At 74.4% G+C, this 24,724-nt stretch carries 20 protein-coding genes; 10 read left to right on the top strand and 10 right to left on the bottom strand.

Annotation, left to right across the window (positions count from 1 at the left end; genetic code table 11):
- The first annotated feature begins 99 nt into the window (after window positions 1-99).
- The 5 genes from JWP64_RS24655 to JWP64_RS24635 all read left to right on the top strand — a co-directional run bounded on the left by JWP64_RS24655 (window position 100) and on the right by JWP64_RS24635 (window position 4,460).
- The gene (locus JWP64_RS24655) at window positions 100-858 is read left to right on the top strand and encodes a 5-oxoprolinase subunit PxpA (RefSeq protein ID WP_297501683.1); all 759 of its coding nucleotides are present in this window, start codon (window positions 100-102) and stop codon (window positions 856-858) included.
- Window positions 855-1,481: an allophanate hydrolase subunit 1 gene (locus JWP64_RS24650; RefSeq protein ID WP_297501680.1), complete on the top strand. Its 627-nt coding sequence runs from the start codon at window positions 855-857 to the stop codon at window positions 1,479-1,481. Before JWP64_RS24655 ends, JWP64_RS24650 begins: the two co-directional genes overlap by 4 nt.
- On the top strand, window positions 1,478-2,332 hold the full coding sequence (locus tag JWP64_RS24645; RefSeq protein ID WP_297501677.1) for a biotin-dependent carboxyltransferase family protein: 855 nt from the start codon (window positions 1,478-1,480) through the stop codon (window positions 2,330-2,332). The genes JWP64_RS24650 and JWP64_RS24645 overlap by 4 nt, the downstream gene beginning before the upstream one ends.
- Window positions 2,333-2,340: 8 nt before the next feature.
- Window positions 2,341-3,138, top strand: coding sequence for a putative hydro-lyase (locus JWP64_RS24640; protein WP_297501675.1), 798 nt, complete (start codon window positions 2,341-2,343; stop codon window positions 3,136-3,138).
- A gap of 80 nt (window positions 3,139-3,218) precedes the next feature.
- Complete coding sequence (locus tag JWP64_RS24635) at window positions 3,219-4,460, top strand: cytochrome P450 (RefSeq protein ID WP_297501672.1); 1,242 nt, start codon at window positions 3,219-3,221, stop codon at window positions 4,458-4,460.
- On the opposite strand, the gene JWP64_RS24630 is transcribed toward JWP64_RS24635, so the two are convergent.
- The 5 genes from JWP64_RS24630 to JWP64_RS24610 all read right to left on the bottom strand — a co-directional run bounded on the left by JWP64_RS24630 (window position 4,417) and on the right by JWP64_RS24610 (window position 8,995).
- Window positions 4,417-4,893 carry a CoA transferase gene (locus tag JWP64_RS24630; protein ID WP_297501669.1) on the bottom strand — a complete coding sequence of 159 codons (477 nt, stop codon included), beginning with the start codon at window positions 4,891-4,893 and terminating at the stop codon, window positions 4,417-4,419. The genes JWP64_RS24635 and JWP64_RS24630 overlap by 44 nt on opposite strands.
- Window positions 4,890-6,641: an acyclic terpene utilization AtuA family protein gene (locus JWP64_RS24625; protein WP_297501666.1), complete on the bottom strand. Its 1,752-nt coding sequence runs from the start codon at window positions 6,639-6,641 to the stop codon at window positions 4,890-4,892. The genes JWP64_RS24630 and JWP64_RS24625 overlap by 4 nt, the downstream gene beginning before the upstream one ends.
- 97 nt (window positions 6,642-6,738) lie before the next feature.
- Window positions 6,739-7,338 carry a hypothetical protein gene (locus tag JWP64_RS24620; RefSeq protein WP_297501664.1) on the bottom strand — a complete coding sequence of 200 codons (600 nt, stop codon included), beginning with the start codon at window positions 7,336-7,338 and terminating at the stop codon, window positions 6,739-6,741.
- Window positions 7,339-7,595: 257 nt separating this feature from the next.
- Complete coding sequence (locus JWP64_RS24615) at window positions 7,596-8,549, bottom strand: RluA family pseudouridine synthase (RefSeq protein WP_297501661.1); 954 nt, start codon at window positions 8,547-8,549, stop codon at window positions 7,596-7,598.
- 158 nt (window positions 8,550-8,707) lie between these two features.
- Window positions 8,708-8,995 carry a YggT family protein gene (locus JWP64_RS24610; protein WP_297501658.1) on the bottom strand — a complete coding sequence of 96 codons (288 nt, stop codon included), beginning with the start codon at window positions 8,993-8,995 and terminating at the stop codon, window positions 8,708-8,710.
- 139 nt (window positions 8,996-9,134) lie between these two features.
- Between JWP64_RS24610 and JWP64_RS24605 the strand changes: the two genes are divergently transcribed.
- The 4 genes from JWP64_RS24605 (at window position 9,135) to JWP64_RS24590 (ending at window position 16,843) form a co-directional block, all read left to right on the top strand.
- Window positions 9,135-10,679: a hypothetical protein gene (locus JWP64_RS24605; RefSeq protein ID WP_297501655.1), complete on the top strand. Its 1,545-nt coding sequence runs from the start codon at window positions 9,135-9,137 to the stop codon at window positions 10,677-10,679.
- A complete protein-coding gene (locus JWP64_RS24600; RefSeq protein ID WP_297501651.1) occupies window positions 10,676-11,413 on the top strand; it encodes a hypothetical protein in 738 nt (245 codons plus the stop codon). Before JWP64_RS24605 ends, JWP64_RS24600 begins: the two co-directional genes overlap by 4 nt.
- Window positions 11,410-15,810, top strand: a complete 4,401-nt coding sequence (locus JWP64_RS24595; protein WP_297501648.1) for a hypothetical protein — start codon at window positions 11,410-11,412, stop codon at window positions 15,808-15,810. The genes JWP64_RS24600 and JWP64_RS24595 overlap by 4 nt, the downstream gene beginning before the upstream one ends.
- A gap of 469 nt (window positions 15,811-16,279) precedes the next feature.
- A complete protein-coding gene (locus JWP64_RS24590; RefSeq protein ID WP_297501645.1) occupies window positions 16,280-16,843 on the top strand; it encodes a Wadjet anti-phage system protein JetD domain-containing protein in 564 nt (187 codons plus the stop codon).
- 124 nt (window positions 16,844-16,967) lie between these two features.
- Here the strand turns inward: JWP64_RS24590 and JWP64_RS24585 are convergent, their stop codons facing one another.
- Genes JWP64_RS24585 through xylA form a run of 3 tightly spaced genes read right to left on the bottom strand, consistent with a single transcriptional unit; the run spans window position 16,968 to window position 20,685 of the window.
- Window positions 16,968-18,125 (bottom strand): ROK family transcriptional regulator, encoded by a 1,158-nt coding sequence (locus JWP64_RS24585; RefSeq protein WP_297501642.1) that lies wholly within the window; start codon window positions 18,123-18,125, stop codon window positions 16,968-16,970.
- On the bottom strand, window positions 18,122-19,513 hold the full coding sequence (locus tag JWP64_RS24580) for an FGGY family carbohydrate kinase (RefSeq protein ID WP_297501639.1): 1,392 nt from the start codon (window positions 19,511-19,513) through the stop codon (window positions 18,122-18,124). The genes JWP64_RS24585 and JWP64_RS24580 overlap by 4 nt, the downstream gene beginning before the upstream one ends.
- Before the next feature lie 5 nt (window positions 19,514-19,518).
- A complete protein-coding gene (gene xylA / locus JWP64_RS24575; protein ID WP_297501636.1) occupies window positions 19,519-20,685 on the bottom strand; it encodes a xylose isomerase in 1,167 nt (388 codons plus the stop codon).
- 137 nt (window positions 20,686-20,822) lie between these two features.
- Between xylA and JWP64_RS24570 the strand changes: the two genes are divergently transcribed.
- Complete coding sequence (locus tag JWP64_RS24570) at window positions 20,823-21,602, top strand: NAD(P)-dependent oxidoreductase (protein ID WP_297501633.1); 780 nt, start codon at window positions 20,823-20,825, stop codon at window positions 21,600-21,602.
- Window positions 21,603-21,684: 82 nt separating this feature from the next.
- On the opposite strand, the gene dgt is transcribed toward JWP64_RS24570, so the two are convergent.
- Window positions 21,685-23,169, bottom strand: a complete 1,485-nt coding sequence (dgt, locus tag JWP64_RS24565) for a dGTP triphosphohydrolase (protein ID WP_297501768.1) — start codon at window positions 23,167-23,169, stop codon at window positions 21,685-21,687.
- A 66-nt stretch (window positions 23,170-23,235) separates the two neighbouring features.
- Window positions 23,236-24,681, bottom strand: a complete 1,446-nt coding sequence (locus tag JWP64_RS24560) for a cytochrome P450 (protein WP_297501630.1) — start codon at window positions 24,679-24,681, stop codon at window positions 23,236-23,238.
- Between the last annotated feature and the right edge of the window lie 43 nt (window positions 24,682-24,724).

Here is a 24,724-nt window from a genome sequence, read left to right as displayed (position 1 = left end):
GCCTTCCCACGGCGTGACGTCGTGGCGAAACGGGCACTCTGCGCAGAGATGATGGCGGAAGTCTTGCTGGATTGTTGAACAATCCCTAGTCTCGGGCGGGTGGGCACCCTGGACCTCAACAGCGATCTCGGCGAGTCGTTCGGCCGCTGGGAGCTCGGCGACGACCAGGCGATGCTCGGTCTGGTGAGCAGCGCGAACGTGGCGTGCGGATTCCACGCGGGCGACCCCTCGACGCTGCGCCGGACCTGTGCGGGAGCCGCGGCGAACGGCGTGGTCGTGGGTGCCCAGGTGGCCTACGCGGACCTCGCCGGCTTCGGCCGCCGCTTCATCGACGTCCCGCCGTCCGACCTCGCGAACGACGTCGTCTACCAGCTCGGCGCGCTCGAGGCGATGTGCCGGGTGACCGGGACGGCCGTGCGGTACGTCAAGCCGCACGGCGCGCTCTACAACGCGACCGTCCACCACGAGGAGCAGGCGGCGGCGGTCGTCGCGGCGGTGCGGGACTACGACCCCTCGCTACCGGTGCTGGGCCTGCCGGGCTCGGCGCTGCTCCGCGCCGCGGAGGCGGCCGGGCTGCGGGCGGTGCCGGAGTTCTTCGTCGACCGCGGGTACACACCGGAGGGCACCCTGGTGTCCCGCCGCGAGCCCGGCGCCCTGCTCCACGACGCGGACGAGGCCACCGAACGGCTGCTGCGCCTGCTCGACGAGGGCGTGGTCCGGGCCGTCGACGGCTCCGACGTGCCGGTCCGCGCCGAGTCCGCCTGCGTGCACGGGGACTCGCCGGGCGCGGTCGCGATGGCGGCCGCGGTGCGGGCCGGGCTCGAGGGCGCAGGCGTCACGCTCCGGCCCTTCGCATGATCACTCCGGCCGTCCTCCCGTACGGCGACGCCGGCCTGCTGCTCGAGGTCGCGGACACCGCCGAGGTCGTGGTGCTCGCCGACGCCTGCCGCGCCGCGGACCTGCCCGGGGTGCTCGACGTCGTCCCGGCCGCACGGACCGTCCTGCTCGTCCTGGAACCGGGCACCGAGCTCGCGTCGGTGCGCCGAGTCGTCGAGGAGCTGGAGGTGCGGGCCGGGGAGGGCGCCGCGGCGCCGGCGGGCAGCATCGAGATCCCGGTCGTCTACGACGGGCCGGACCTGGCCGAGGTCGCCCGGCTCACCGGCCTGAGCGAGGCGGACGTCGTCGCCGCGCACACCGGGCGCCCGTGGCGGGTGGCCTTCGGCGGGTTCGCTCCCGGCTTCGCGTACCTGAGCGGTGGCGACCCGCGTCTTGCCGTCGCCCGCCGGGACGAGGCCCGGACCGCCGTCCCGGCCGGCTCGGTCGGGCTGGCGGGGGAGTTCAGCGGGATCTACCCCCGCCCGTCGCCCGGCGGGTGGCAGCTCATCGGCCGGACGGACTCCGTGCTCTGGGACTCCGACCGGGACCCGCCTGCGCTGCTGGCGCCGGGCGCGGAGGTGCGGTTCACGGTGGCCGGCACGTGAAGGCCCTCGAGGTGCTCGAGACCGGTCCGCAGGCCCTGGTCCAGGACCTGGGCCGGCCCGGCCTGGCGGCCTCCGGCGTCGGGCGCTCCGGCGCGGCGGACCGGGCGGCGCTGCGGCTGGGGAACCGGCTCGTCGCGAACCCGGAGGACGCCGCGGGGATCGAGATCCTGCTCGGCGGGTTCGCCGCCCGCGCCACGGGCCTGCTGACCGTCGCCCTCACCGGCGCCGCCGCGCCCGCGACCGTCGACGGCACCCCGGTCGGCCACCACTCGGTGATCCTGCTGCGCCTGGGCCAGGAGCTGCGGCTCGGCCCGCCCCCGGCCGGGCTACGCACCTACCTCGCCGTCCGCGGCGGCGTCGACATCGCGCCCGTGCTGGGCTCGCGCAGCACGGACGTCCTGTCCGGACTCGGCCCGCCACGGCCGGCGAAGGGCGACGAGCTGCCGATCGGGCCCGAGCCGCCGACGTTCCCGCTCATCGACGTCGCCCCGGTCGCGCCGCCGCCCGCAGGCCTCGTCACCCTGCGGGTGGTGGCCGGCCCGCGGGACGACCACGCGGCGGACCCGCGCGGGCTCGCCGGGACGATCTGGTCCGCGTCCGCGCGCACGGACCGGGTCGGGATGCGGCTGGAGGGCGCCACCCTCGCCGTCCCGGACAATGCCGGGTCCCTGCCGAGCGAGGGCATCACCCGGGGCGCGATCCAGCTGCCGCCGGGCGGTGAACCCGTCGTCTTCCTCGCCGACCACCCGGTGACCGGCGGCTACCCCGTGATCGCCGTCGTCGTCGACGCGGACGTCGACCGCGCGTCCCAGATCCGTCCCGGCCAGCCCGTCCGTTTCCGCTACCTCTGAGGAGCACGATGCACCCGAGCACGCTCATCCCCGCCGAGGCCCGCGCGCGGTTCCGCGACGGCCTCGTGACGCCCACCGCGGGCTGGTGCGACGGCTGGACCCAGGCCAACCTGATCGCCGTCCCCGCCGCCGCGGCCTGGGACTTCCTGCTCTTCGCCCAGCGCAACCCACAGCCCTGCCCGGTCCTCGACGTGCTCGACGCCGGCGCCGTCTCCGGTCCGCTGCTCGACGGTGACGTCCGCACGGACATCCCGCTCTACCGCGTCTACGTCGACGGCGAGCTCGTCGAGGAGACGCCGGACGTGACCGGCTGGTGGCGCGAGGACATGGTCGCGTTCCTGCTCGGCTGCAGCTTCACCTTCGAGCGGGCCCTGCTGGCCGAGGGCGTGCCCGTGCGGCACATCGCCGAGGGCGTGAACGTGCCGATGTACCGGACGAGCCGGCGCTGCCGCGACGCCGGATCGGTCGGCGGGCCGCTGGTGGTCTCCATGCGGCCGATCCCGGCCCGGCTCGTCGACACCGCCGTCGCCGTGACGGCCCGGTACCCGGCGGTGCACGGCGCGCCCGTCCACATCGGGGACCCGGCGGAGCTGGGGATCGCCGACGTCGAGAAGCCGGACTACGGCGACCCGGTGACGATCGGGGAGGACGAGGTCCCGGTGTTCTGGGCGTGCGGGGTGACCCCGCAGGCCGCGGTCGTCGAGTCCCGGCCGGCGCTGGCCATCGCGCACGCGCCCGGGTACATGCTGATCACGGACGCCGAGGACGCCCGGTACCGCCTGGACCTCCCGGTTCGTCCGGGCTGAGAGGGACTCAGCGCCGACGGGCCTACGGTGAGCAGCGAGCCCGCCACGGGGAGCGGGCCGGATGCACGCGAGGAGCCTGGATGACGAGCACGCTGCCGACCACCAGCGAACCGATCGAACTCGGCGAGGACTTCCTGGCCGACCCGCACGCCCTCTACCGGGTGCTGCGGGACGAGCGGCCGGTCGCCCGGGCGGTGACGCCGCTCGGCCTCCGCGTCTGGCTGGTCGCCCGGCATGCGGACGCCCGGGAGGCGCTGAACGACCCGCGGCTCTCCAAGGACGGCGGCCGGTTCATGGAGCTCCTCGACCGGCACTCCGTCGCTCCGGACAAGCGCATGGCGTTCGCGGACTCGCTGGCCGGGCACATGCTCAACAGCGACCCGCCGGACCACACCCGGCTGCGCAAGCTCGTCAACCGGGCCTTCACCGTGCGGTCGATCAGCAGGATGCGGCCGCGGATCGAGGCGATCGCCCACGCCCTCGCCGACGACATGGAGGCGCGCGCCACCGCCGGGGACGGGAGCGTCGACCTGCTCGACACCTTCGCGTTCCCGCTGCCGATGACGGTCATCTGCGAGCTGCTCGGGGTGCCGGACGGCGAACGGGACGCGTTCCGGCGGTGGTCCAACACCCTGCTCTCCGCCGGAACCGCGCAGGAGCGCGGCGCGGCCGGCGCGGCGATGGCGGAGTTCCTGGCGCGGCTGGTCGCGGACAAGGCGACGAACCCGGGCGACGACATGCTCTCGGCGATCGTGCAGGCGACCGACGACGCCGACCGCCTCTCTCCGCGGGAGGCGACGTCGATGGCGTTCCTGCTGCTCGTCGCGGGGCACGAGACGACGGTGAACCTGATCGGCAACGGCGTCCTGGCCCTGCTCACGCACCCGGAGCAGCTCGCCGAGCTGCGGGCGGACCCCGGGCTCACGCCTGCTGCCGTCGAGGAGTTCCTGCGGTTCGACGGCCCGGTGAACCTCGCGACCCTGCGGTACACCACCGAGCCGGTGGCGATCTCCGGCACCGAGATCCCGGCGGGCGAGGTCGTCATGGTGGCACTGACCGCCGCCGACCGGGACGCCGAGCGCTACCCGGATCCGGACGTGTTGGACCTGCACCGCGACACCGGCCAACACGTCGCCTTCGGCTACGGGATCCACCACTGCCTCGGGGCACCGCTGGCGAGGCTGGAGGGCGAGATCGCCTTCCGCACGCTCCTGGACCGCTTCCCCGACCTCGCCCTGGCCGCGGAGCCGGAGACCCTGGCCTGGCGGAGCAGCACGCTCATCCGGGGCCTGACGAGCCTCCCCGTGCGGGTCCGGGGGTAGACGGCGCTACAGCCAGGCGGGGCGGCTCGCGCCCCGCGGGACCAGGATGTGCCGGTACGGGCCCGGCGTCTCGGACATCCGGACCTGGTCCGTCACGCCCTGGTGGGGTGTCCGCGGTGAAGGTCTCCGGGTCCGGGTAGGGGTGCTCCTCGCCCGTCCCGGCGACCGACCTCGCGTAGTCCAGGTCGGAGACGGCGGCCGCCTCCTCCGCGGAGAACCCGATCGACGACAGGTACCCGGGCCGGCGGTTGGCGTAGAAGACGTCCGCCCCGGTCAGCAGCTCGCGCAGTAGCCGCGCGCCCTCGGGCCTGCGCGGGTGCACCGTGGACGATCGGACGCCGACGTTCGCGGTGATGTAGTCGCCAGCGCCGCCGCGCCGCCCAGCCTCAGCGGGCTTCTCGACGGTGGCCACGATCCGCTCCGTGAGAGTCATGCGAGCAGCTCCTCCGGCACGGTCACGTGCTTCGCCCGCACGTACTCGCACACGGACTTGCCGATCTGGTCCACCCGCAGGTTCGACGAGCCGCCCGTCCCGAGCAGGCCCTTCAACACGACGTGGACGGCCCGTAGGTGCGGGAACTCGTGCCGGACGATCTCGCAGCCCTTCGCCTCCGGGATCAGCGCGCGGATCCCCTCGGTGGACAGCGTCGTGCGCAGCCACTCCCAGGCCGCCGGGTCCGGCACCCAGATCCCGACGTTCGAGTTCCCGCCCTTGTCCCCGCTGCGGGCGTAGGCGAGTGTGCCCAGCGGGACCCGCTTCCCCGTGCTCGACGCGGGGGCGGACGGCTCGGGCTGCACGGGCTGCGGCTCGACGGAGGACGACGAGGGCACGGGCGCCTGGAGGACGGTCCCGTCGTCGAGCACGGCCCGATGCGGCACGAGCTCGGCCGGCAGCAGCGCCGGCCAGTAGTCGATCCGCGGCCAGGGCTCGCTCACGCGCTGCGCGTGGCCGTCGTGGAAGAAGCCGGGGAAGCCCTGCAGGTAGAGGCTGCCGACCGCGGCGGGGAAGCGGCGCAGCGGCTCGGGGTCGCGGGCGGTGGCCATGACCCGGATCGGGACGGTCGCCTCCGCCTGCGACGCGGGGTCCTCCGCCGCGACGCCGAGCGCCGTCACGTCCAGCTCGTCGACGTGGCCCTCGAGCTGCGCCCGGAGCTGGTCCCGCAGCAGCGCCACCTTCTCGACGACGTTCGGTGCGGTGCAGAACAGCATCTGCGAGATCTCGTAGCCGATGGGCGCGAACACCGCGACCTTGGCCGTCGGCGGGGGAGCGGAGCCCCTCACCGGAGCGATCGCGACCCGGTCCTTCCCGACCTGGCTGAGCTGCACCGTGTCCAGGTGCACCGTCGCGTCGGGGTTCAGGTAGCGCGGGCCCTGGATCTCGTAGACGAGCTGGGCGGTCACGGTGTCGACGGTGACCATGCCGCCGTCGCGGGCGTGCTTGGTGATCACGCTGCTGCCGTCCGCGGCGACCTCCGCGATCGGGAAACCGCACCTCAGCATGCCCGGGACGGTGAGGAAGCCGGAGAAGTTGCCGCCGGTGGCGTGGGCGCCGCACTCGATGATGTGGCCCGCGGTGACGGCGCCGGCGAGCGCATCGAAGTCGTCGGGGGTCCAGCCGTGCCACCACGCGGCGGGACCGGCGGTGAGCGAGGCGTCCGTGACCCGGCCCGTGACGACGATGTCCGCACCGGCCTCGAGGGCCTCGGCGATCCCGAACCCGCCGAGGTAGGCGTTGGCGGCGATCGGGTCGACGCCCCAGTCCTTGAGCGGGGCACCGGTGTCGAGGTGCTCCATGCCGTGGCCCTCGGCGTGGAAGGCCGCGAGCTCGTCGAGGACGTTGTCGCCCTCGACGTGCGCGACCTTCAGCGGCACCCCGGCCTCGGTGACCAGCGTGCGCAGCGCCTCGGCGAGCCCGGCGGGGTTGAACCCGCCGGCGTTGCTGACGACCTTGATCCCGCGCTCCGCGAGGGTCGCGAGGTGCGGCCGCAGCTGATCGAGGAAGTACGCGACGTACCCGCCGCCGGAGTTCCGCCGGTAGCCCGAGGCGAGGGCGGCGAGGGTGACCTCGGCCAGGTAGTCGCCCATCAGGACGTCGACCGGGTCGCCGGCCAGTGCCTCGTCGATGGCGGTGTACCTGTCGCCGAGGTACCCGGAGAAGTTGCCGATCCGCACCGCACGCATGCCTCGACCGTAAGCCCTTAACGGACGATCGAAAAGGGCGCCTCCGGCGCTCGTGCGCGGTTGTCGCCGCCCGGGCAACGAGAAACGCACACAGGGGTCAGCCGGCGGCGGGCTTGCCGTTCACGCCGATCGCCTGCCAGGTACCGCCGACGCCCTCGCCCTTGACCTCGCCCGGTGCCGCGTCCTTCGCGAACCGGTAGAGCGGCCACCCGTTCAGGGTGAGCTGCTGGCTTCCGTCCGGCCGCCCGATGGTGCCGACCAGGTTCGACGGGATGCCCTGCACCGCCGGGAGCCCGTCGCCGAGGACGGGTGGCCAGTTCGTCGCGCAGACGCCGGTGCACGTCGACGCCGACGGGTTCGTGGTGTCCTTCGCGAAGCGGTAGAGGGTGAAGCCGTCGCTGGTCGCGACCGTGCCGACGGACGTGATCGCGGTGCCGAGCCCGCCCGTGGGGACGACGGTGGTGCCGCCGGTGCCCGTCGCGGCGCTGCCGCCCGCCGGGAGCGCGTCCTTCGCGTCGACGTAGTCGCTGGTGCCGCAGGCACTCGCCAGGAACAGCGCGCCGGCCGCGAAGCCGGTGCAGAGCAACCGCGCGGAACGGGGGCCGCGACGGGTGCTCGGACGCTTGTCGCCGGGGGCGGGACGGAGCGCCCGGGCCCGGTCCGAATGATCGTCCGGACGGTCGTTCGTGCTGGTCATCGAATTGTCCTTCTCGCGGGGGAGCGATCCTCGACCGCGCTGGGGAACACGGTGAGAGGGGTGGAAATCGGGGCCCGCGACGTGCGGCGGGGGGCGTTGCGCTCGCCGCGGGCCCCGCACCGCAGAACCGTAGGAAGGCTGGGTCCCGGGCGTTGCGAAGCTGAGGGGCCTGCACGGTGCGTGACCGTCTGGACGCGACGAGCGGCGGCCCCTGCGTCCTGATGCCGCAGGTCCTGCTCCGAATGCCGCGGGCTCTTTCAGGAACGCGCGGAGATGCCCTGCAGGCCGTCCGTTCGACCGTCCGGCTCCCACGCCCGCAGCCGTAACCCGCTCTCGAACCGCCGGGGCTCGCCGCTCACCGGGTCCGTGAACTCCAGCGTGCGCGCGAGCAGCTGCAGCGGGCCGGAATAGTCGTCGAGCGGAGTGTCCAGCAGCTCCGGGTAGAGGTCGTCGCCGACGATCGGGATGCCCAGCGAGCACAGGTGCAGCCGCAGCTGGTGGGTGCGCCCGGTGAGCGGCCGCAGCCGGTAGCGGCCCAGGCCACGGGCGTGGTCGACGAGCTCGACGTGGGTCTCCGCGTTGACCTCGCCCGGCACCTCCTGCGCCCGGATGACGCCGCGTTCCTTGACGATCCGGCTGCGCACGGTGCGGGGCAGCGTGAGCTCCGGCCGGTACGGCGCGACGGCCTCGTAGGTCTTCCGCACGAGCCGGTCCCGGAAGAGCGTCTGGTAGCGGCCGCGCAGCTCCGGGGTGATCACGAACAGCACCAGCCCGGCCGTCACGCGGTCCAGCCGGTGCGCGGGGCTCAGCGTGGGCAGCGCGAGGTCGCGCCGCAGCCGCACCAGCGCGGTCTCCACGACGTGCTTCCCGCGGGGGATCGTGGCGAGGAAGTGCGGCTTGTCCACGACGAGCAGGTGCTCGTCGCGGTGCACGATCCCGATCTCGAACGGCACCGGCGCCTCGACGGGCAGGTCCCGGTGGAACCAGACGAAGGACCGCGGGACGAACGGCGCGTCGACGGCCAGTGGCCCCGTGAGGTCGACGATGCGCTCCTCGCGCAGCATCTCGTCGATCCGGGCGGGGTCCACCCGGGGCAGCCGCTCGACGAGGTGCTCACGCATGGTGCGCCACGGACCGTCGTCGGGGGTCCGCAGCCGGGCCGGGTCCAGCCCGTGCCGCTGCGGCAGGGGAGAGCGGAGCTTGCGCCTCATCGGGGTCCAGCCTACGGGCTCCCGACGAACGGCCGGCTCGCTGCTCCGAGCGGTGTTCCCGCTCGTTCTCAGGCCCGGAAATCCGCGTCATGGAGCCACAACGCGGTTCCTGGGGCTTCGTAAGCGCGTTGTGGAGCCACAACGCGCTTTTCCGGCCCTCAGAACGGGATCAGCGGCACCACGACCGTGCGGAGCAGGATCACCGCGACGAACACGGCCACGAACGCCAGGTCGATCGCGACCGACCCGAACCGCACCGGCTTGAGCACCCGCCGGACCGGCTCGATCACCGGTTCGGTGATGCCGTGGGTGATCCGCCGCGCCTGGTAGAGGCCGCTGCCGCCACCGCCGGTGGACAGCACCCCGATCCAGTCGACGACCACCCGGGCCACGAGCACGAGTTGGAACAGGACCAGGACCAGCCCCACCAGACTTGCCACGATCACGGGACACTCCTTCGCACTCGATCCCGATCGTCCCTCGCACCCGAGTGTCCCCGTCCCAGGTGAGAGTGGCCTGAGAGTTCCCCCGGAGCCGGAAGTGTCGGACCCCCTCCCTAGGCTGCTGCGGCGAAAGGGGGAACGCGTGACGCCATCGGCCGGACCGCCACTGACCGGACCAGCAGTCGTCTCGCCCGCGGCGGACGCGACCGCGCGGGCCCGCTGGCGTGCGCTCGCCCTCACGGACCCGATCGCCCGGCTCGTCCGTAACGCCGCGCACGCCGGGATCGACGACGAACTCTTCGACCTCCGCCAGCTCGCCCTCGCCGCGGTGGACCTGGTGGTCGGGTCGATGGGGTTCGCCCGCGAGGCCACGCTCGAGGAGGTCTCGGACACGCTGACCGGTCTCGCCGCCCGGATGGCGCCCGAGCACGCCGGCCAGGCCCGGGACGTCGCCGCCGTGGTGTTGAAGGGCCTGCTCAACGAGACGCACGAGCACCGCCGCTTCACCTACTGGTTCGCCGACCTCTCCGGCGAACGCGCGCGGTCCGAGCCCTACAGCTTCCGGCTGCTCGCGCTGCGGGATGCCGAGTACGGCCCGGTCCTCGTGGCAAGTGACCAGGCGATCACGCTCTTCCTGCACGGCCTGGACGTCGATCTGGAGGACGCGGACCGCGCACTCGCGCACGTCCTGCAGCGGCAGCTGGACGACCGCCGGTTCGACGCCGCCGTCCGCACCGCCGCCCAGGCCGAGCGCAGCAGCGTCGGCATCTCCGCGACCCTGGCCGAGCTGCTCGACGCCACCCGCCGGGACGTCGGCACGCACGACTGGCTGGTCGACGTGCCGGACCGGCTCGCCGCGGCGCGCCGGCACGTGGAGGAGCGGATCGGCGAGGACGACCGGTTCCTCGAGCACGTGCAGAGCGGTCTGGACGCCGAGACGTCGCCGGACGTGCGGGCCGCGTCCGGCCGGATCGTGGACCTGCTCGCCCGGGTCCGGAGCGTGCACCTGGACCTGGAACGCCGGCTCGTCGGGGCCCGGGAGGTGTTCCTGTCCGCCCAGGTCCGGCAGCGCCTCGCCCGTCGCCGCCGGCTTCGCATGCTGGCGCTCGGGGACGACCTGCTGCTCCCCGTCCTCGCGGCTCCCCGGGCGGACGCGACGGTGGTGACGAGCGCCTTCGCGGACCGGGCGCTCGGGGTGAGCGTGCCCCGCCTCGTCCACTTCGACGACCTGGTGGACCAGCTCTGGGCGCCCCCGCGGCAGCGCGAGGCGGCCGAACCGGAGGTCGAGGACGTCGGCGCTGCGGACCCGGACGCAGAGGAGGACGTGCAGCGCTACCCCGCCCCGGTCGTCGCGGCCGCACGCGAGGTGCTGGACACCGCCCGCGACGAGCCCGCACGCGTCTCGGCCCTGCTGGACGCGTGCGAGGGCTCGGACGAGGCGGACCAGGTGGCCGAGCTGGTGCTGCTCACGGCGTTGTGGGCGTTCGCCCCGGACGCCGCGGACGGGGAGTCGACGGACGAGCGCACGGACGCCGGCGCGCTGGCGTCCGGCCTGGTCGCGGAGGACGACGGGCGCGTGCTGGACCACAGGCTCGCCCGCGGCCGGGACCTCGTGCTGCGGGCGTCGGTGCGCACCGCGGCGGAGGACGAGGCGGAGGACATGGACGCGGAGGAGTTGACGGCATGACGGCCGTGGCGGCGGACCTGACCGAGGTGCGGGCGGCGGCGGAGCTCGTGGCGTTCGGCCTGCGGCGCCGTTCCCGCCCGGTGGAGGGCAGCGAGTACCGGGCCCTGCTGGACCGCTACCGCAGCGAGCTGCGCTTCCGGGACGTCGTGGACACGATGGCCGAGGGGCTCGGGCTGGAGGTCCTCGGGACGCCGCGCTCCGGGATCGTCCTGGCGCCGGAGCCGAGCGGCCCGTTCGCGACCCGGCTCGGGGACCTGCGGACCATGGACGCCGAGGAGAAGCTGGTGTTCGGCCTGATCCTGCTCGGCATCGCGGCGTATGCGTACCCGCAGGACGTGGACTTCGACGATCCCGAGACCAAGCTCGTGGACGTCGTCAAGATCGACGAGTTCCTCCGCTCGGCGATCGACACCCTGCGCGTCCAGGAGGGCGAGGGCCCGGCGGGCGGGCACGACGGCGAGCGCGCCCGCGCCGCCGCCGAGGCCTACGCGGACCTGCCGCAGCTGATCACCACCCAGACCGGGCGCCGCGCCCGCGGCTGCACGCTCCGGGCGATCGAGGACGCGCTGGGCTGGCTCTCGGACCAGGGCGCGGCCAAGGAGGCGCCGACGCTCGGACCGGACGTCCACCACCTCACGGACCGGTTCCGGTTGCTCGTCGGGGACTCGGCGGGCGGCGCGGCGCTGGACGCACTCCGCGAGCTGCGGGCCGCCCAGGACGGGGCAGCGCGATGAGTCCGCCGCTGATGTGGCAGATGCGACGGGTGCGGCTGGACCGGATCGGGCCGACGGCCGCGCGGTTCCTGAACGTCACGCTGGACTTCACGGGCGCGGACGGGCATCCGCTGGACTCCATCCTCTGGCTGCGCAACGGCGGCGGGAAGTCCACCGTCCTGTCGCTGATCTGCGCGTTGATCCGCCCGCACCGGAGGGACTTCCTGGCCACCCAGGCCACCGGCAAGCACCTCGAGGACTATGTCCTCGGGGCGGACACCGCCCACGTCGTCGTCGAGTGGTCCGGGCCGGACGGCAGGAAGCTCGTCACCGGCGCCGTCTACGAGTGGGCGGACCGGGCCCAGCCCGCGGACCCGAACCGGGACCACGACCGGCTCTCCGCGCGCTGGTACCTGTTCCGGCCGGACGCGGACGGGCGGGCTTCCCTGGACGGCCTGCCGTTCGAGACCGACGGGAAGCCGACGCCGCAGAAGGAGTTCGTGGCCGCCGTCCGGGCCTGGGACGTGATCCCGCATGCCGGGATCGCCGTCACGGACGGGCAGGACCGCTGGAGCCGGATGCTCGACGACCACGGCCTGGACCCGGCGATCTTCACCGCGCTGTTGCAGATGAACGCCACCGAGGGCGGCATCGAGGGACAGTTCCAGTTCCGCAACGCGGACCAGTTCGTCCGCTATCTGCTGGAGCTGATCGTCGATCCCGAGGTACCCGGGCAGGTCTCGGACATCCTCGAGCGGGTCCGGGCGGGGCTGGCCGAGCGGCCCGAGCTGCTGGCGGACCTGACGTTCGCGGACGAGGCCTCGCCGCTGCTGCGCCGGCTCGCGGAGAACCGGGCGGCGCAGGAGCAGGCGGAGGAGGCGGAGCGGGAGCTGGAGGGTTCGGCGGTCGCGCTGGCCACCGCGGTCGCCGCCGCCACGGCCCGCGCCGAGCGGGCCGCCGCCGAGCACGAGGACCGGGTCACCGAGCTGCGCGGGGTGGTCGCGGAGCACCAGGACCGGGCCGCCCTCGCCGGGGCCCGGGTGCGCGGGCTGCGCCGGATCGCCGCCGAGCACCGCCGCGCGTCGGCTCAGCGGGACGTCGAGCTGTCCCGGGCCGCGCAGCAGCGGGCCGCGGCGCGGAAGGCGGCGTGGCGGGCGGTCCCCGAGGTCCGACGGCTGCGGGACGCCCGGGCGCGCGTCACCTCGCTGACGGAGCAGCTCGCCGCGGCCAAGGCCGACGCCGAGCCTCTTCGCCGGCGCCGGGACGAGGCTGCGCTGGACTACACGCGCAGCCTGGACGTCGCGCTGTCCGAGCACGACGAGCAGGCCGCGGGCCTGGACGAGGCGGTCTCGACGGCCCGCCGGGGCGAGGCTGCCGCCCGCGCCCGGGCCCACGAGGCGACGGCCGAGCAGGGCCGCCTGTCCGGGGAGCTCGCCGCCGTCGTCGCGTCCCTCGCGGACCTCGACGCGGCCCTGGAGTCGGCCCGCGGGCAGGGCCTGCTGGACGCGGAGGAGGACGTCGCCACGGCGATCGCCCGGCACGAGGCGGCCGACCGCGAGGCGGCCGCGGACCTCGAACGGCTCCGCGAGGAGCGGCCCCGCCTGCGGGAACGCCGCCAGGAGACCGTCCAGGCCGCGGACGAGCTGGCAGGCGAGCGGCGCACACTGACCGAGCGGCGCCGCACGGACGCCGAGCGCGCCGCCGGGCTGCGCGCCGTGGTCGACGAGCTCGCGGGCGACGAGCGCCTCCGCACGCTCTCCGGCGGCGACGAGATCGATCCGGTCGCCGAGGCCGGTGACCTGGAGGACCTCCTCACCACGGCGATCTCCCGTTCGGAACGGCAGCGGGTGGAGCTGGCCGTCGAGGGCGCCGAGGACGAGCGTTCGCTCGCCGCCCTCACCACCACCGGGTTGCTCCCCGCGACGCTCGATCTCGTGCGGGCGCACGAGACCGTCGAGGCGGCGGGGATCGCGGCGACGACCGGCTGGCGCTACCTCGCGGAGTCCGTGTCCGCCGCGGCACACGCCGCGGTGCTCCGGGCCGCGCCCGCGCTGGCCGCCGGGCTGCTCCTGCACGACCCCGCGGACCTCCCCGTGGCCGAGCGGGTGCTGACGGACGCGGGCCTGCGGCCGACGTCGCCGGTGGTCATGGCGACCACGGCGGACCTGCAGGCGGTCGCGGACTCCGCGCACCGCGAGGAGACCCCGTTCCCGTTCCTGGTCCCGCCCGCCGCGGCGCTCCTCGATCCCGCCGCCGCGGGCACGGAGATCACCGCCCGCGAGTCCGCCCGCGCGGGCCGGGCGACCGCCGACGCCCAGCTCGCCGCGCTCCGGGACCGCGACGACGACCTGCGACGGCGCTTGCGCGGCCTGCGCGCGGACTGCCCGCCCGGCACCCTCGAGACCCAGCGGGCCCGCATCGCAGACGCCGACGCGCGGCTCGCCGCGATCAGCGAGGACCTCCGGCGGGTCGAGGCGGACCGCGCCGCCGTCGAGGAGCAGGAGCAATCCCTCGACGAGCGGCGGGCCACCCAGGAGGAGGTCCGCAGGGTCGCGGCGTTCGCCGGTGCCGTGCTCACCGGTCTCGCCGCCCGGCTGACACAGTCCGAGCCGAGCCGTGCCCGCGCCCGCGCGCTGCCCGCCGAGATCGAGGTGCACCGCGCGGCGACCGAGCGGGCCACCACCGAGGAGGAGGGCCACCGCCGCACGGCGGCCGAGGCCGCGGACCGGCTCGCCGCCGTCCGCCGGGCCGCGAGCGGCCACCGGGAGGCCCGGGAGGCCCTGTCCCTCGGGGGCGAGGAGAAGCCGGACGGGCTGTTCGCCTCCGCGTCCGGGGTCCCGGTCCCGCTGGCCGAGGCTTGCCGCGCGTACGAGAGCGCGGAGCAGGCCTACCGCCGGGAGGTCTCGGACTCGGCGCTCGCCGCGTCGCTCGAGGAGGCGCGCCGGGCCGTCGAGGGGCCGTCGGGGCAGGTTGCGGGCCTGACGGCGATCGTGCGGGAGTCCGCCGCGGATCTCGCGGACAGCGCCGAGGCCGCCGATCCGGACTCGCTCGCCTCGGCCCTGGCCCGGGCCGAGGAGGCCGCGGACCGCGCCGGCGAATCCGTCGGCGCGGCCAAGGCGGAGCTGCGCGCCGCGGAGGCCGAGCTCGCCACCTTCCCCACGGCCGAGGTCGAGCTCGCGGACGAGGAGATCCCGGCGGATCGGGCGGCCGCGCTCGCCGCCGCCGAGGCCGCCGAGGAGGAGCTGGTGAGGCTGCGCACCGCCGTCGAGGCGGCGAGGACCGAGGTCGAGGCGGTGAAGGCGCTGGGCGCGGAGGCCCACGAGCGGCACACCGGGCTGACCCACCAGGCCGAGCTGCTGGGCGTCGCCCCGGGAGATTTGTCGGACGCCGCGGATCCGGGCGGTGTCGAGGACGTCCGGAGCGCCGTCGCGGCGATCCGGCAGCGGATCGACGCGGTCGCCACGGACGCCCGGCGCGCCCGCGGGGCGGTCGAGAAGGTGGCCCGGGACATCGTCCTGTGGGCCTCCGCGGACCGGTTCGCCGAGGTCAACCCCACCGTCCGGGACCGCTTCCGGGTCGCCGACGTGGCCGGGGAGATCGGTCCGGAGGCCGCGTCGCTGGCGCAGGAGCTGGACCTGTTCGCGGCGAACTTGCGCGGCCGGCTCGGGGAGCTGGAGGAGCACAAGTCCGTCGTCGTCACGGCGATGACGGGCATGGTGCGGCAGGCGCTGAAGTCCTTGGCGCGGGCGCAGGCGCTGTCCGAGCTGCCGGAGAGCCTCGGCGCGTGGGCCGGGCACCGGTTCCTGGACGTCGGGCCGCGGTCGGCCGTCGAGACGGCGGACGCCGTGGTCCGGGACCGGTGCGCCCGGCTCGTCGACGCGCTGACGGCCCGCGGCGCCGAGGTCCCGCGCGGTCAGGAGCTGCTGTGGCAGGCGACCAACGCCGTCGTCGGGGACGGGAACTGGCGGGCCCGGGTGCTGAAGCCGTCGACGGCGCTCGCCCTGGAACGGGTGTCCGTCGAGCGGATGCGGAAGTGGTCCGGCGGCGAGAAGGTGACGATCTCGCTGCTGCTGTTCTGCATGGTCGCGAAGCTCCGTGCCACGAGCCGCGGGCGTGACCTGCCCGGGCTCGGCGCGCTGCCGCTGGACAACCCGCTGGGCAAGGCGAACTACGTGGTGTTCCTGGACCTGCAGCGCAAGGTCGCCGCAGCCAACGGCGTCCAGCTGATCTTCCTGACCGGGGTGGGGGACATGAAGGCCGTCGGCCGGTTCCCGAACATCATCCGGATGCGGAACACGGCGAACCGAGGCCGGGAGTACGTGCGGGTCGCGGACCGGACGCTGGCGGGGGAGGACCCGTCGGGCGCGATCGACACCACGCGGATTCACCGGGACGACCCGGTACTCACGCTGCTGTGAGCCTCTCCCCGCTCGCCGCGCGACTGGCCGCGTTCGTGGCAAAGGCACCGTCGAGTCGGATCACTCTGGAGCAGATGTGGTCGGCGGCGCTGGCCGCGGACACGAGTCTGCTGGGTGCCGACAACAGCCGCGCACGGCTCCGAGAGGCGTTCGACGAGCTGGCACAGACGGCGGTCGTGACCCTGCCGAGTCCTCGGGGTTCGGCTGGGAGTGCACCCCGTTGCCCCCGCTGCCCTCATGGGTCACGCGCGTGGCGACGGCGCGACCTCCCGTTTCCGCGTCGAAGGTCGTCTGGCACGCAAAGCTCTCGTGGGTCTACCGGCTCGAGCGGGAGCGCCGTCTCACCGCGAATCAGCTCATTCTGCTTCGGGGCGTACAGGAGTTCCTCCGGAACGATGCTGCCCGACTGGGTGTTCCTGCGCAGGAGCGCTCACTGGAACTGACCGGCGACGAGAAGCTCCTGTTCACGATGCTGAACGGGCGCCTGTTCGACTGCTCCACAGAGGAACGGCTGAGCCTGGGCCTGCTCCGCAGCCGGATCGTGCCCACCCCACAGCTGCCGCACGAGGTCGGTGCGGGCCCGGTCACCCTGATCGTCGAGAACATCGCCACCTACGATTCGCTCGCCTGCGAGCTTCCTCCGGACGGCGAGGTCGGACGAGTCGTTCTCGGCCGCGGGAACGATCTGGGGAGCGTCCTCACCGGGCTCGCTGCGGTACCGCCCTGCGAGCTGCGGTACTTCGGGGATCTCGACGTCGAGGGACTCCGGATAGCACGAAGGGGAGCAGCCTCCGCGGCGGTGCTCGGGCTTCCGGAGCTCCGCCCGGCGGCGCGGTTGTACGCCCTGCTCGTCGAGCACGGCCATCCGCAGCCCGCGAAGGCCCGGACGATTGCGGATCTGCCGGCCCTCGTCGCCTGGCTCCCGGAGTCCGTCCGAGGCTCGGTCGGCAGCACGTTCGCTGCCGGACGACGCCTTGCCCAGGAGTGGGTGGGCCGGGAGCTGCTCCGCACGGTCGATCTCGCGAAGGTCTGAGTTCGAGCTCGACAGGGGAGTTGCCGCGATCATGAGCGAACCACGCTAACGTCGAGCTCGACTCGACTGCGACACCACGCTGGTGGCTGGCGTGATCGAACCAGCGTGGTGTCGCGCTCGAGGCTCAGCCGGTGCCGACGAGCTGGTCCGGGTGGCGCCGGACCTCGTCCAGCACCGCGTCCGCGGCCCCCCGCACCGCCGCGTCCTCCCCGAGCGACGACGCGAGCACCGTCGGCGGCGAGGGCTGCAGCGAGCGCGCCCGCAGCTCGGCCTCGAGGGCCGGCCGGATCGCCTCGGCCAGCTCCGCGTAGACCCCGCCGAGGACGACCACCGGCACGTCGAGCACGTTGAGGACGGACGCGAGCGCGACGCCGAGCGCCGTCCCGGCCCGCCCGACCGCGGCGATGGCGCGACCGTTCCCGCCGCTCAGGGCCTCCTGCAGGGCGGCGACGTCGGGAACGCCGGCGTCGACGAGCAGGGCGGACTTCCCCGCGTACTGCTCGACGCAACCCCTGCCGCCGCAGCCGCACTCCGGGCCGTCGCGGTCGACGACGACGTGCCCCAGCTCCCCGGCGAGCCCGTGCACGCCGCGGAACACCCGCCCACCGAGCACGATCCCGCCGCCGACCCCGATCTCCGCCGAGATCACGACGAAGTCCGGCGCCACACCGAGATGGGCCAGCGCGCCGAGGGTGGCCTCGTTCTCCACGATCACGGGCACGCCCAGAGAACGGGCCAGAGCGAGACCCGGCCGGGCGCCGGTGAGCCGCGGCAGGTTGGGCGCGCGGAGGATCTCCCGGGCGTCGGGCCCGCCGTCCCCGAGCAGCGCGGGCACCGCGAGAGCCGCGCCGAGGACCCTGCGGCCGAGCTGGTCGCGAAGGTCGACGGCGAGGTCCGCAGCGGCCGAGCAGAGGGCGTCGGCGCTCCTCCCGCGGTTGTCCCGACCGATCTTCCGCAACGCGCACACGTGCCCCGTCAGGTCCGTCGCGCAGACGGCGAGCGAGTCGACGTCGAGCGCGATCCCGAGCGCGACCGGCCCGTCCGGATGGAACCGGACAGGACGTGACGGCCGTCCGACGCCACGGGGCGGCGCGATCTCCTCGGCCAGCACCCCGGCCGCGAGCAGGGGGTCGAGCAGGGTCGCGACGGTCGCGCGGGTCAGTCCGGTCCGGGCCGCGAGCTCGGCCCGGGAGGCACCCTCGGACTCGCGCAACGCGCTGAGGACGAGCCCCGAGTTGTGCCGGCGGAGCGCCGGCGGCCCGGCGGGTGCGGGCCGGGTCACCGGCGGTCCAGGTACTTCCCGGCCGCGTCGCGGTAGCGCTCGGCGAGGCCGTCCGTCTCGGGTGCCTCGAACACCTCGGTCCCGCCCGCGGCCGCCCACGCCGGCGGCTCGTCGCCCCCGGCCAGCACCCAGGCCGCCTGCCGGGCCGCGCCGTCGGCGACGTACTCGCCCGGCGCGGGCACCGTCACGGGCACCCCGAACACCGTCGGCGCGATCTCCCGCACGGCCTGCGAGCGGGCGGACCCGCCGATGAGCCGGACCCCGTTCAGCGAGACCCCGGCGCCGGCGAGGGCGTCGATCCCGACCCGCTGGCCGCTGAGCATCCCCTCGACCGCGGCCCGCGCGATGTTCGCCGGCGTCGCGTTCCGGAGGGTCAGGCCGTGCAGCGCACCGGTGGAGTTCGGCAGGTTGGGCGTCCGCTCACCCTCCAGGTACGGCACGAGGACGACGCCCTCCGCACCCGGCGGCGCGGACAGCGCGAGCCGGCTCAGCTCGTCGAGGTCGACGCCGAGCATCCGCGCGGCCGCGTCGAGCACCCGGGCCGCGTTGAGGGTGACGACCAGCGGGAGGAACGCGCCGGTCGCGTCCGCGAAGCCGGCGATGGTCCCGGTCGGGTCCGCGGCCTGCTGCGTCCCGCGGGCGGACACCACGCCGGAGGTCCCGAGCGAGACGATCACGTCGTCGCCGGAGCTGAGGCCGAGCGCCGCGCCCGCGTTGTCCCCGGCGCCGGGCCCGATCCGGTACCCCGGCCCGTCGACGCTCTCCGCCGGGCCGAGGACCCGCGGGAGGATCACGTCGTCCCGGCCGAGCCCCTGGCGCAGCAGGTCCCTGCGGTACGCCCCGCCGCGGGCGTCGAAGTATCCGGTGCCGGACGCGTCGGAACGGTCGGTGACCAGCGCGTCCAGCCCGGGTGCGCCCGCGAGCTGCCAGGAGAGCCAGTCGTGCGGCAGGCAGACGGCGGCGCTGCGCTGCGCGTTGGCGGGCTCGTTCTCGGCGAGCCAGCGGAGCTTCGTGACGGTGATCGACGCGACCGGCACGGTGCCGGTCGCGTCCGCCCACGCCTGCGCCCCCAGCTCCTCGACGAGCGCGGCGGCGGCCGGCGCGGAGCGGGTGTCGTTCCAGAGCAGCGCCGGCCGCACGACCTCCCCCCGCTCGTCGAGGCAGACCATGCCGTGCTGCTGCCCGGCGACGCTCACCGCGTCCACGCCGTCGAGGCCGCCGGCCTGGTCCAGAGCCTGCTGCAGGGCGTCCCACCAGTGCTTCGGCTCGATCTCGGTGCCGTCCGGATGCGCCGCGCGGCCTCCGCGGACGAGCTCGCCGCTCTCGGCGTCACGGACGACGACCTTGCACGACTGCGTGGAGGAGTCGATCCCGGCGACCAGTCCCATACCGGTCACCGTGCCCGCATGAGGTGGTCGAGCGCCAGTTGGTGCAGCCGCACGAAGCCGTAGCCGCGCCGTCCGGCCGCGTCGGCGTCGAAGTCCTCGAACGCGGAGCGGTCCGCGAGCAGCTCCGCGTAGCCCTCGCCGGGTGCCAGCGTGGGCGTCGACAGGTCGGGAACACCGGCCGTCGCGAGCGCCTCGGCGACCTCGGGGTCCGCCCGGAACGCGGCCGCGCGCTCCTTGAGCAGCAGGTACATCTGCATGTTCGCCGCCGCGGAGTCCCACACGCCGGTGATGTCCTCGGTGCGGGACGGCTTGTAGTCGAAGTGCCGCGGCCCGTCGTAGCCGGAGTTCTCGAGCAGGTCCACCAACGAGAAGGCATTGACCAGGTCGCCGTGGCCGAAGACCAGGTCCTGGTCGAACTTGATGCCGCGCTGGCCGTTGAGGTCGATGTGGAAGAGCTTGCCGTGCCAGAGCGCCTGGGCGATGCCGTGCACGAAGTTGAGCCCGGCCATCTGCTCGTGGCCGACCTCGGGGTTCACCCCGACCATCTCCGGATGCGCGAGCCCGGAGATGAACGCGAGCGCGTGCCCGACCGTCGGCAGCAGGATGTCCCCGCGCGGCTCGTTGGGCTTGGGCTCGATCGCGAACCGCAGGTCGATCCCTCGGTCGAGCACGAACTGGCAGAGCAGGTCCATGGCCTCGCGGTAACGGTCGAGCGCCGCCCGGACGTCCTTCGCCGAGTCGTACTCCGAGCCCTCGCGGCCACCCCAGAGGACGAACGTGCGCGCGCCCAGGTCGGCGGCGAGCTCGACGTTGCGCAGCACCTTGCGCAGCGCGAACCGGCGGACGGACCGGTCGTTGCTGGTGAAGCCGCCGTCCTTGAAGACCGGGTGCGTGAAGAGGTTCGTCGTGATCATCGGGACGGTCATCCCGGTGGCGGTGAGCGCGTCACGCAGGCGGGCGATCTGCTTGTCCCGCGTGCCGGCGTCCGCACCGAAGGGGATCAGGTCGTCGTCGTGGAAGGTCAGGCCCCAGGCACCGCGCTCGGCGAGCCGCTCGACGGCCTCGACGACGTCGAGGGCCGGGCGGGTCGCGTCGCCGAAGGGGTCCCGGGCCTGCCAGCCGACGGTCCAGAGGCCGAAGGAGAAGCGGTCGGCGGGGGTGGGGGTCGGCATGGCGTCTCCTCATTAAGGCAGAACCTGAATTAATGCCCGGAGGCTAGCGCCTCAAGGGCTTGTGCGCGAACAACGTTGTTCGGGCGACGACAACCGCGCACGAGCGTCGATCCTGCCGGGCAGGCAGGATCATGCTCATGGAGACGGTGCTGATCACGGGTGCGGCGGGCAGGATCGGGCGCATGCTGCAGGCCCGGATGCCGCGCGAGGGCCGGACACTGCGGCTGCTGGACGTCCGGCCGGTCGAGCCGGCACCCGGAGGCGAGGTGGTGGCGGCGAGCGTCACGGACCTCGACGCGATGGTCTCCGCCTGCGACGGCGTCGACGCGCTCGTGCACCTCGGTGGGATCTCCGGCGAGGCGGACTGGGCCGAGATCCGGGACGTCAACATCGAGGGAACGTTCGCGGCGTTCGAGGCGGCGCGCCGGGCCGGGGTTCCGCGGGTGGTGTTCGCGAGCAGCAACCACGCCGTCGGGTTCCAGGTCCAGCCGGACGACCCGGACCTCGAGATGCCGGACGACCTGCCTCCGCGTCCGGACACGTTCTACGGCGTGAGCAAGGTGCTGGGCGAGGCGCTCGGCACGCTCTACCACGACCGGCACGGCCTGGACGTCGTCTGCCTGCGGATCGGGACGTGCGCGGACCGGCCCCACGACCTGCGCGGACTCGCGACGTGGCTCTCCCCGGACGACTGCGCCCGCCTCGTCGAGGCCGCGCTCGCCTGCCCGGAGCCAGGGTTCCGGACGGTCTGGGGTGTCTCGGCGAACACCCGTCGGGTCTGGTCCCTCGACGGCGGACGGGAGATCGGCTACGAGCCGCAGGACGACGCGGAGATCTTCGCGAGCGAGATCGGCCCCCGGGAGGAGAAGCACGACGAGGCCGGTCGCCGGTACGTCGGCGGCGCCTTCACCCTCTAGCGCTCCGCCCCTCGGGCGCGGAAATCGTCGCCAGGGCAACCGTTTCCGCGCACGGGCGGCGCAGCTGCGTCGCAGGGCTGCGTCACAGGGCCATCGCGTCGGTCCAGAGGCGGGCGGAGCGGCCCGTGAGGACGTCGAGGAGGGCGCCGGCCTGCGCATCCGTCAGCGACGCCACGTAGTCGACGACCGCCCGGCTCCGCGCGAGGTCCCCCACCCGACGCTGCTCGACGACGCCCTCGTCCGCCAGTGCCGCGTACTCGCCCCGCGCCAGCTCGACCAGGTCGTGCAGCCGCGGCGGCAGGGACGGCGCGCTCTCGGTCCCGGCGTCGGCGAGCCAGTCGTGCAGGGCGCCGACCAGGCCGGTCACGATCGTCGCCTGTCCGCGTTGGACCGACGCGAGATCCGCGCGGCGCAGGACGAACTGCTGGTGCACGAACTTCAGCACCGCGACCTCGTGCCACTGCTCGGTCCGCAGGGTGACGTGGGCGGCACGGACGGGCGGGTCGGTGAGCACGTGCACCCCCGCCACCAGCCTCGACGTCCAGCGCGCCGAGAACTCCGCGACCGCCCGCTCCGCCGCCATCGAGCCGTCGAACGGGATCGACAGCAGCCCGTCGACGAGCTCCGCACGCACCCGGGCGACCGCATCACGGAACGCCTCGTCGTCGAAGATCCAGCTGTCCCGCTCCCGCATCCGGACGCGCAGCCGCTCGAGTGAACTGCCCGGACCGGCGGCCGGTGAGCGCTCCCAGCCGCTGAGCTCCGCGGACACCCCGGCCTGCTGCAGGATCCCGACGCGGTGGAAGTCCTCGACGTCGTGGATGGCGTAGGCGATGTCGTCCGCGGTGTCCATGACGGCCGCCTCGACGGTCTGTTGCCAGGGCGTGATGACCTGGTCGAAGGGCGAGCGGCTGGCGATCAGCTCGCCGAGCTCCGTGCGGTAGGCGGAGAACTTCGCCGAACCGGCGTGCGGCGCGTCCGGCAGGGGCCCGCCGCCGCGGGGCGGCAGGGGAGCGGTGCTCGGGTGCGGGTCCGGATACCCGCGGCGCGCCCACGGGTACTTCAGCACCGCGGCGCGGACGGCGGCGGTGAGCCCGAGACCCTCCCGGCCGGGCCCGTGCAGGTCGATCGTGGTGATGATCCGGAAGCTCTGCGCGTTGCCCTCGAAACCGTCGGTCAGCCCGAGCCGCTCCCGGGCCAGCCGGTCCAGGACCTGCTCGCCGAGGTGCCCGAACGGCGGGTGCCCGAGATCGTGGGCGAGCGCGGCGGCCTCGACGACGTCCGGGTCGCACCCGCCCAGCCGCGCGATCTGCTGTGCCGCGACCGGATCGTCGTCGAGCCGTTCCGCGATCGCCCGGGCGACCTGCGCGACCTGCAGGCTGTGCGTCAGGCGGTTGTGCAGCAGGAGCCCGGAACCGTTGGGGCTCACCACCTGCGTCACGCCGGCGAGCCGGGCGAAGAACGGGGACGCGGCGATGCGGTCCCGGTCCACCCGGAACGGGCTCCGCGCGAGCCCGGCCCCGGACTCGTCGGCGCCCGGCGCCCGGGCCGCCCGGGCGGCGGGCACGGTCGGCGACGGAAGTGCGGTCACGGCGGGCAGGCTAGCCCGGTCCCGCACGCCACCGCGTCCGCGTCAGGCCTTCAGGGGCCGCAGCCGCACCGGGATCCCGCCGACCGGGACCGGGAGGGACGTGTTGTCCCAGCGCAGCCGGTACCCGGGTGCGACGTCCCACCGGTAGGTCCGCAGCAGCTCGTGCAGGATCGCCGTCACCTCCAGCGTGCCGAAGTGCAGCCCGATGCACTTGTGCACGCCGCCGCCGAACGGCACCCACGCGTCCCGGTCCGAGCGGTCCTCGCGGCGGTCCGGGCCGAAGCGGTCCGGGTCGAACGTGTCCGGGTCCGTCCAGCACGCCGGGTCGAAGTGGTTCACCGCCTGCGCGACGATGATCCGGGCCCCCGCCGGGACGTGATGTCCCACGACCGAGGTTTCCTGCACGGCGGTCCGCATCACGACCGGCACCGGCGCGTTCATCCGCAGCGCCTCCTTCACCACCAGGTCGAGCGTGCGGAGCGAGCGCAGCGCCGCGACGTCCGGTGGCCCGTCGCCGAGCGCGAGCGACTCCGCGCGGGCCCGCTCCTGCCACTCCGGATTGCGGCCGAGGTGGTAGGCCGCGGCGGCGGTGGCGGTCGTCGACGTGTCGTGCGCGGCCATCATCAGGAAGATCATGTGGTTGACGACGTCGTCGTCGGAGAACCGTTCGCCCTCGGGCGTCACCGCGTGGCAGAGGGCGGTGAAGAGGTCGTCCCCGTCGCCGTTGCGCTTGGCCGGCAGGTTGTCCCGGAACCACTGCTCCAGCACCGCCCGCCCGCGGAGACCCTTGTTCCAGCGGGTCCCCGGGATCGGCCGGCGCACGAAGGCGTTGGCCGCTCGGACGCAGTCGACGAACGCGCGGTTGACCTGCTCGGCCTCGGGCCCGCTGCGGCCGTCCATGAAGACCCGCGTCGCGACGTCCAGGGTCAGCCGCTTGAGCGCCGGGTAGAGCCGCAGCTCGGAGTCCCAGGTCGGCATGATCTCCCGCACCACCGGCACGGTCTGGTCGACGTAGGTGGCGACCCGGTCGGCCGTGAACGCCTCCTGCATGATCCGCCGGTGGGCCTTGTGCTCGTCGAAGTCCAGCAGCATGAGGCCGCGGTGGAAGAACCGGTCGACCATGTCGCGCCAGCCCTCCTGGGAGAACGCCTTGTCCCGGTTGGTGAGCACCTCGCGGGTGGCCGCGGGCCCGGCCACGACGATCGTGCGCCCGAGCGGCGTGCGCATCCACCACACCGGTCCGAGCCGCTCGGAGCGGCGGCGCGTGAAGTCGCTGCCGTAGCGGATGTACTGCAGCAGGTGGCCCAGCAGGGGCAGCCCGTCGTCACCGGGGACCGGCACGAGGTCACCGGGGTCTCCCAGGGGGCGCGTCGCTCCGCCGACCCCCCGGCCGAGCAGGGCGGCATCGACGGAATCGGGCACGGGCAGGGTCAGGACGGACGAGAATCGCTCCCGTGCACGCGTGACGGCGCGTTCGACGACGGCCATGGCGTCTCCTTCGACACTCGGTATCCGGTCGTCCTGACGCTAG

This window comes from Pseudonocardia sp. (genome assembly GCF_025465255.1).
Lineage (GTDB): Bacteria > Actinomycetota > Actinomycetes > Mycobacteriales > Pseudonocardiaceae > Pseudonocardia.
This window is presented reverse-complemented; position numbering and strand designations above follow the sequence as displayed.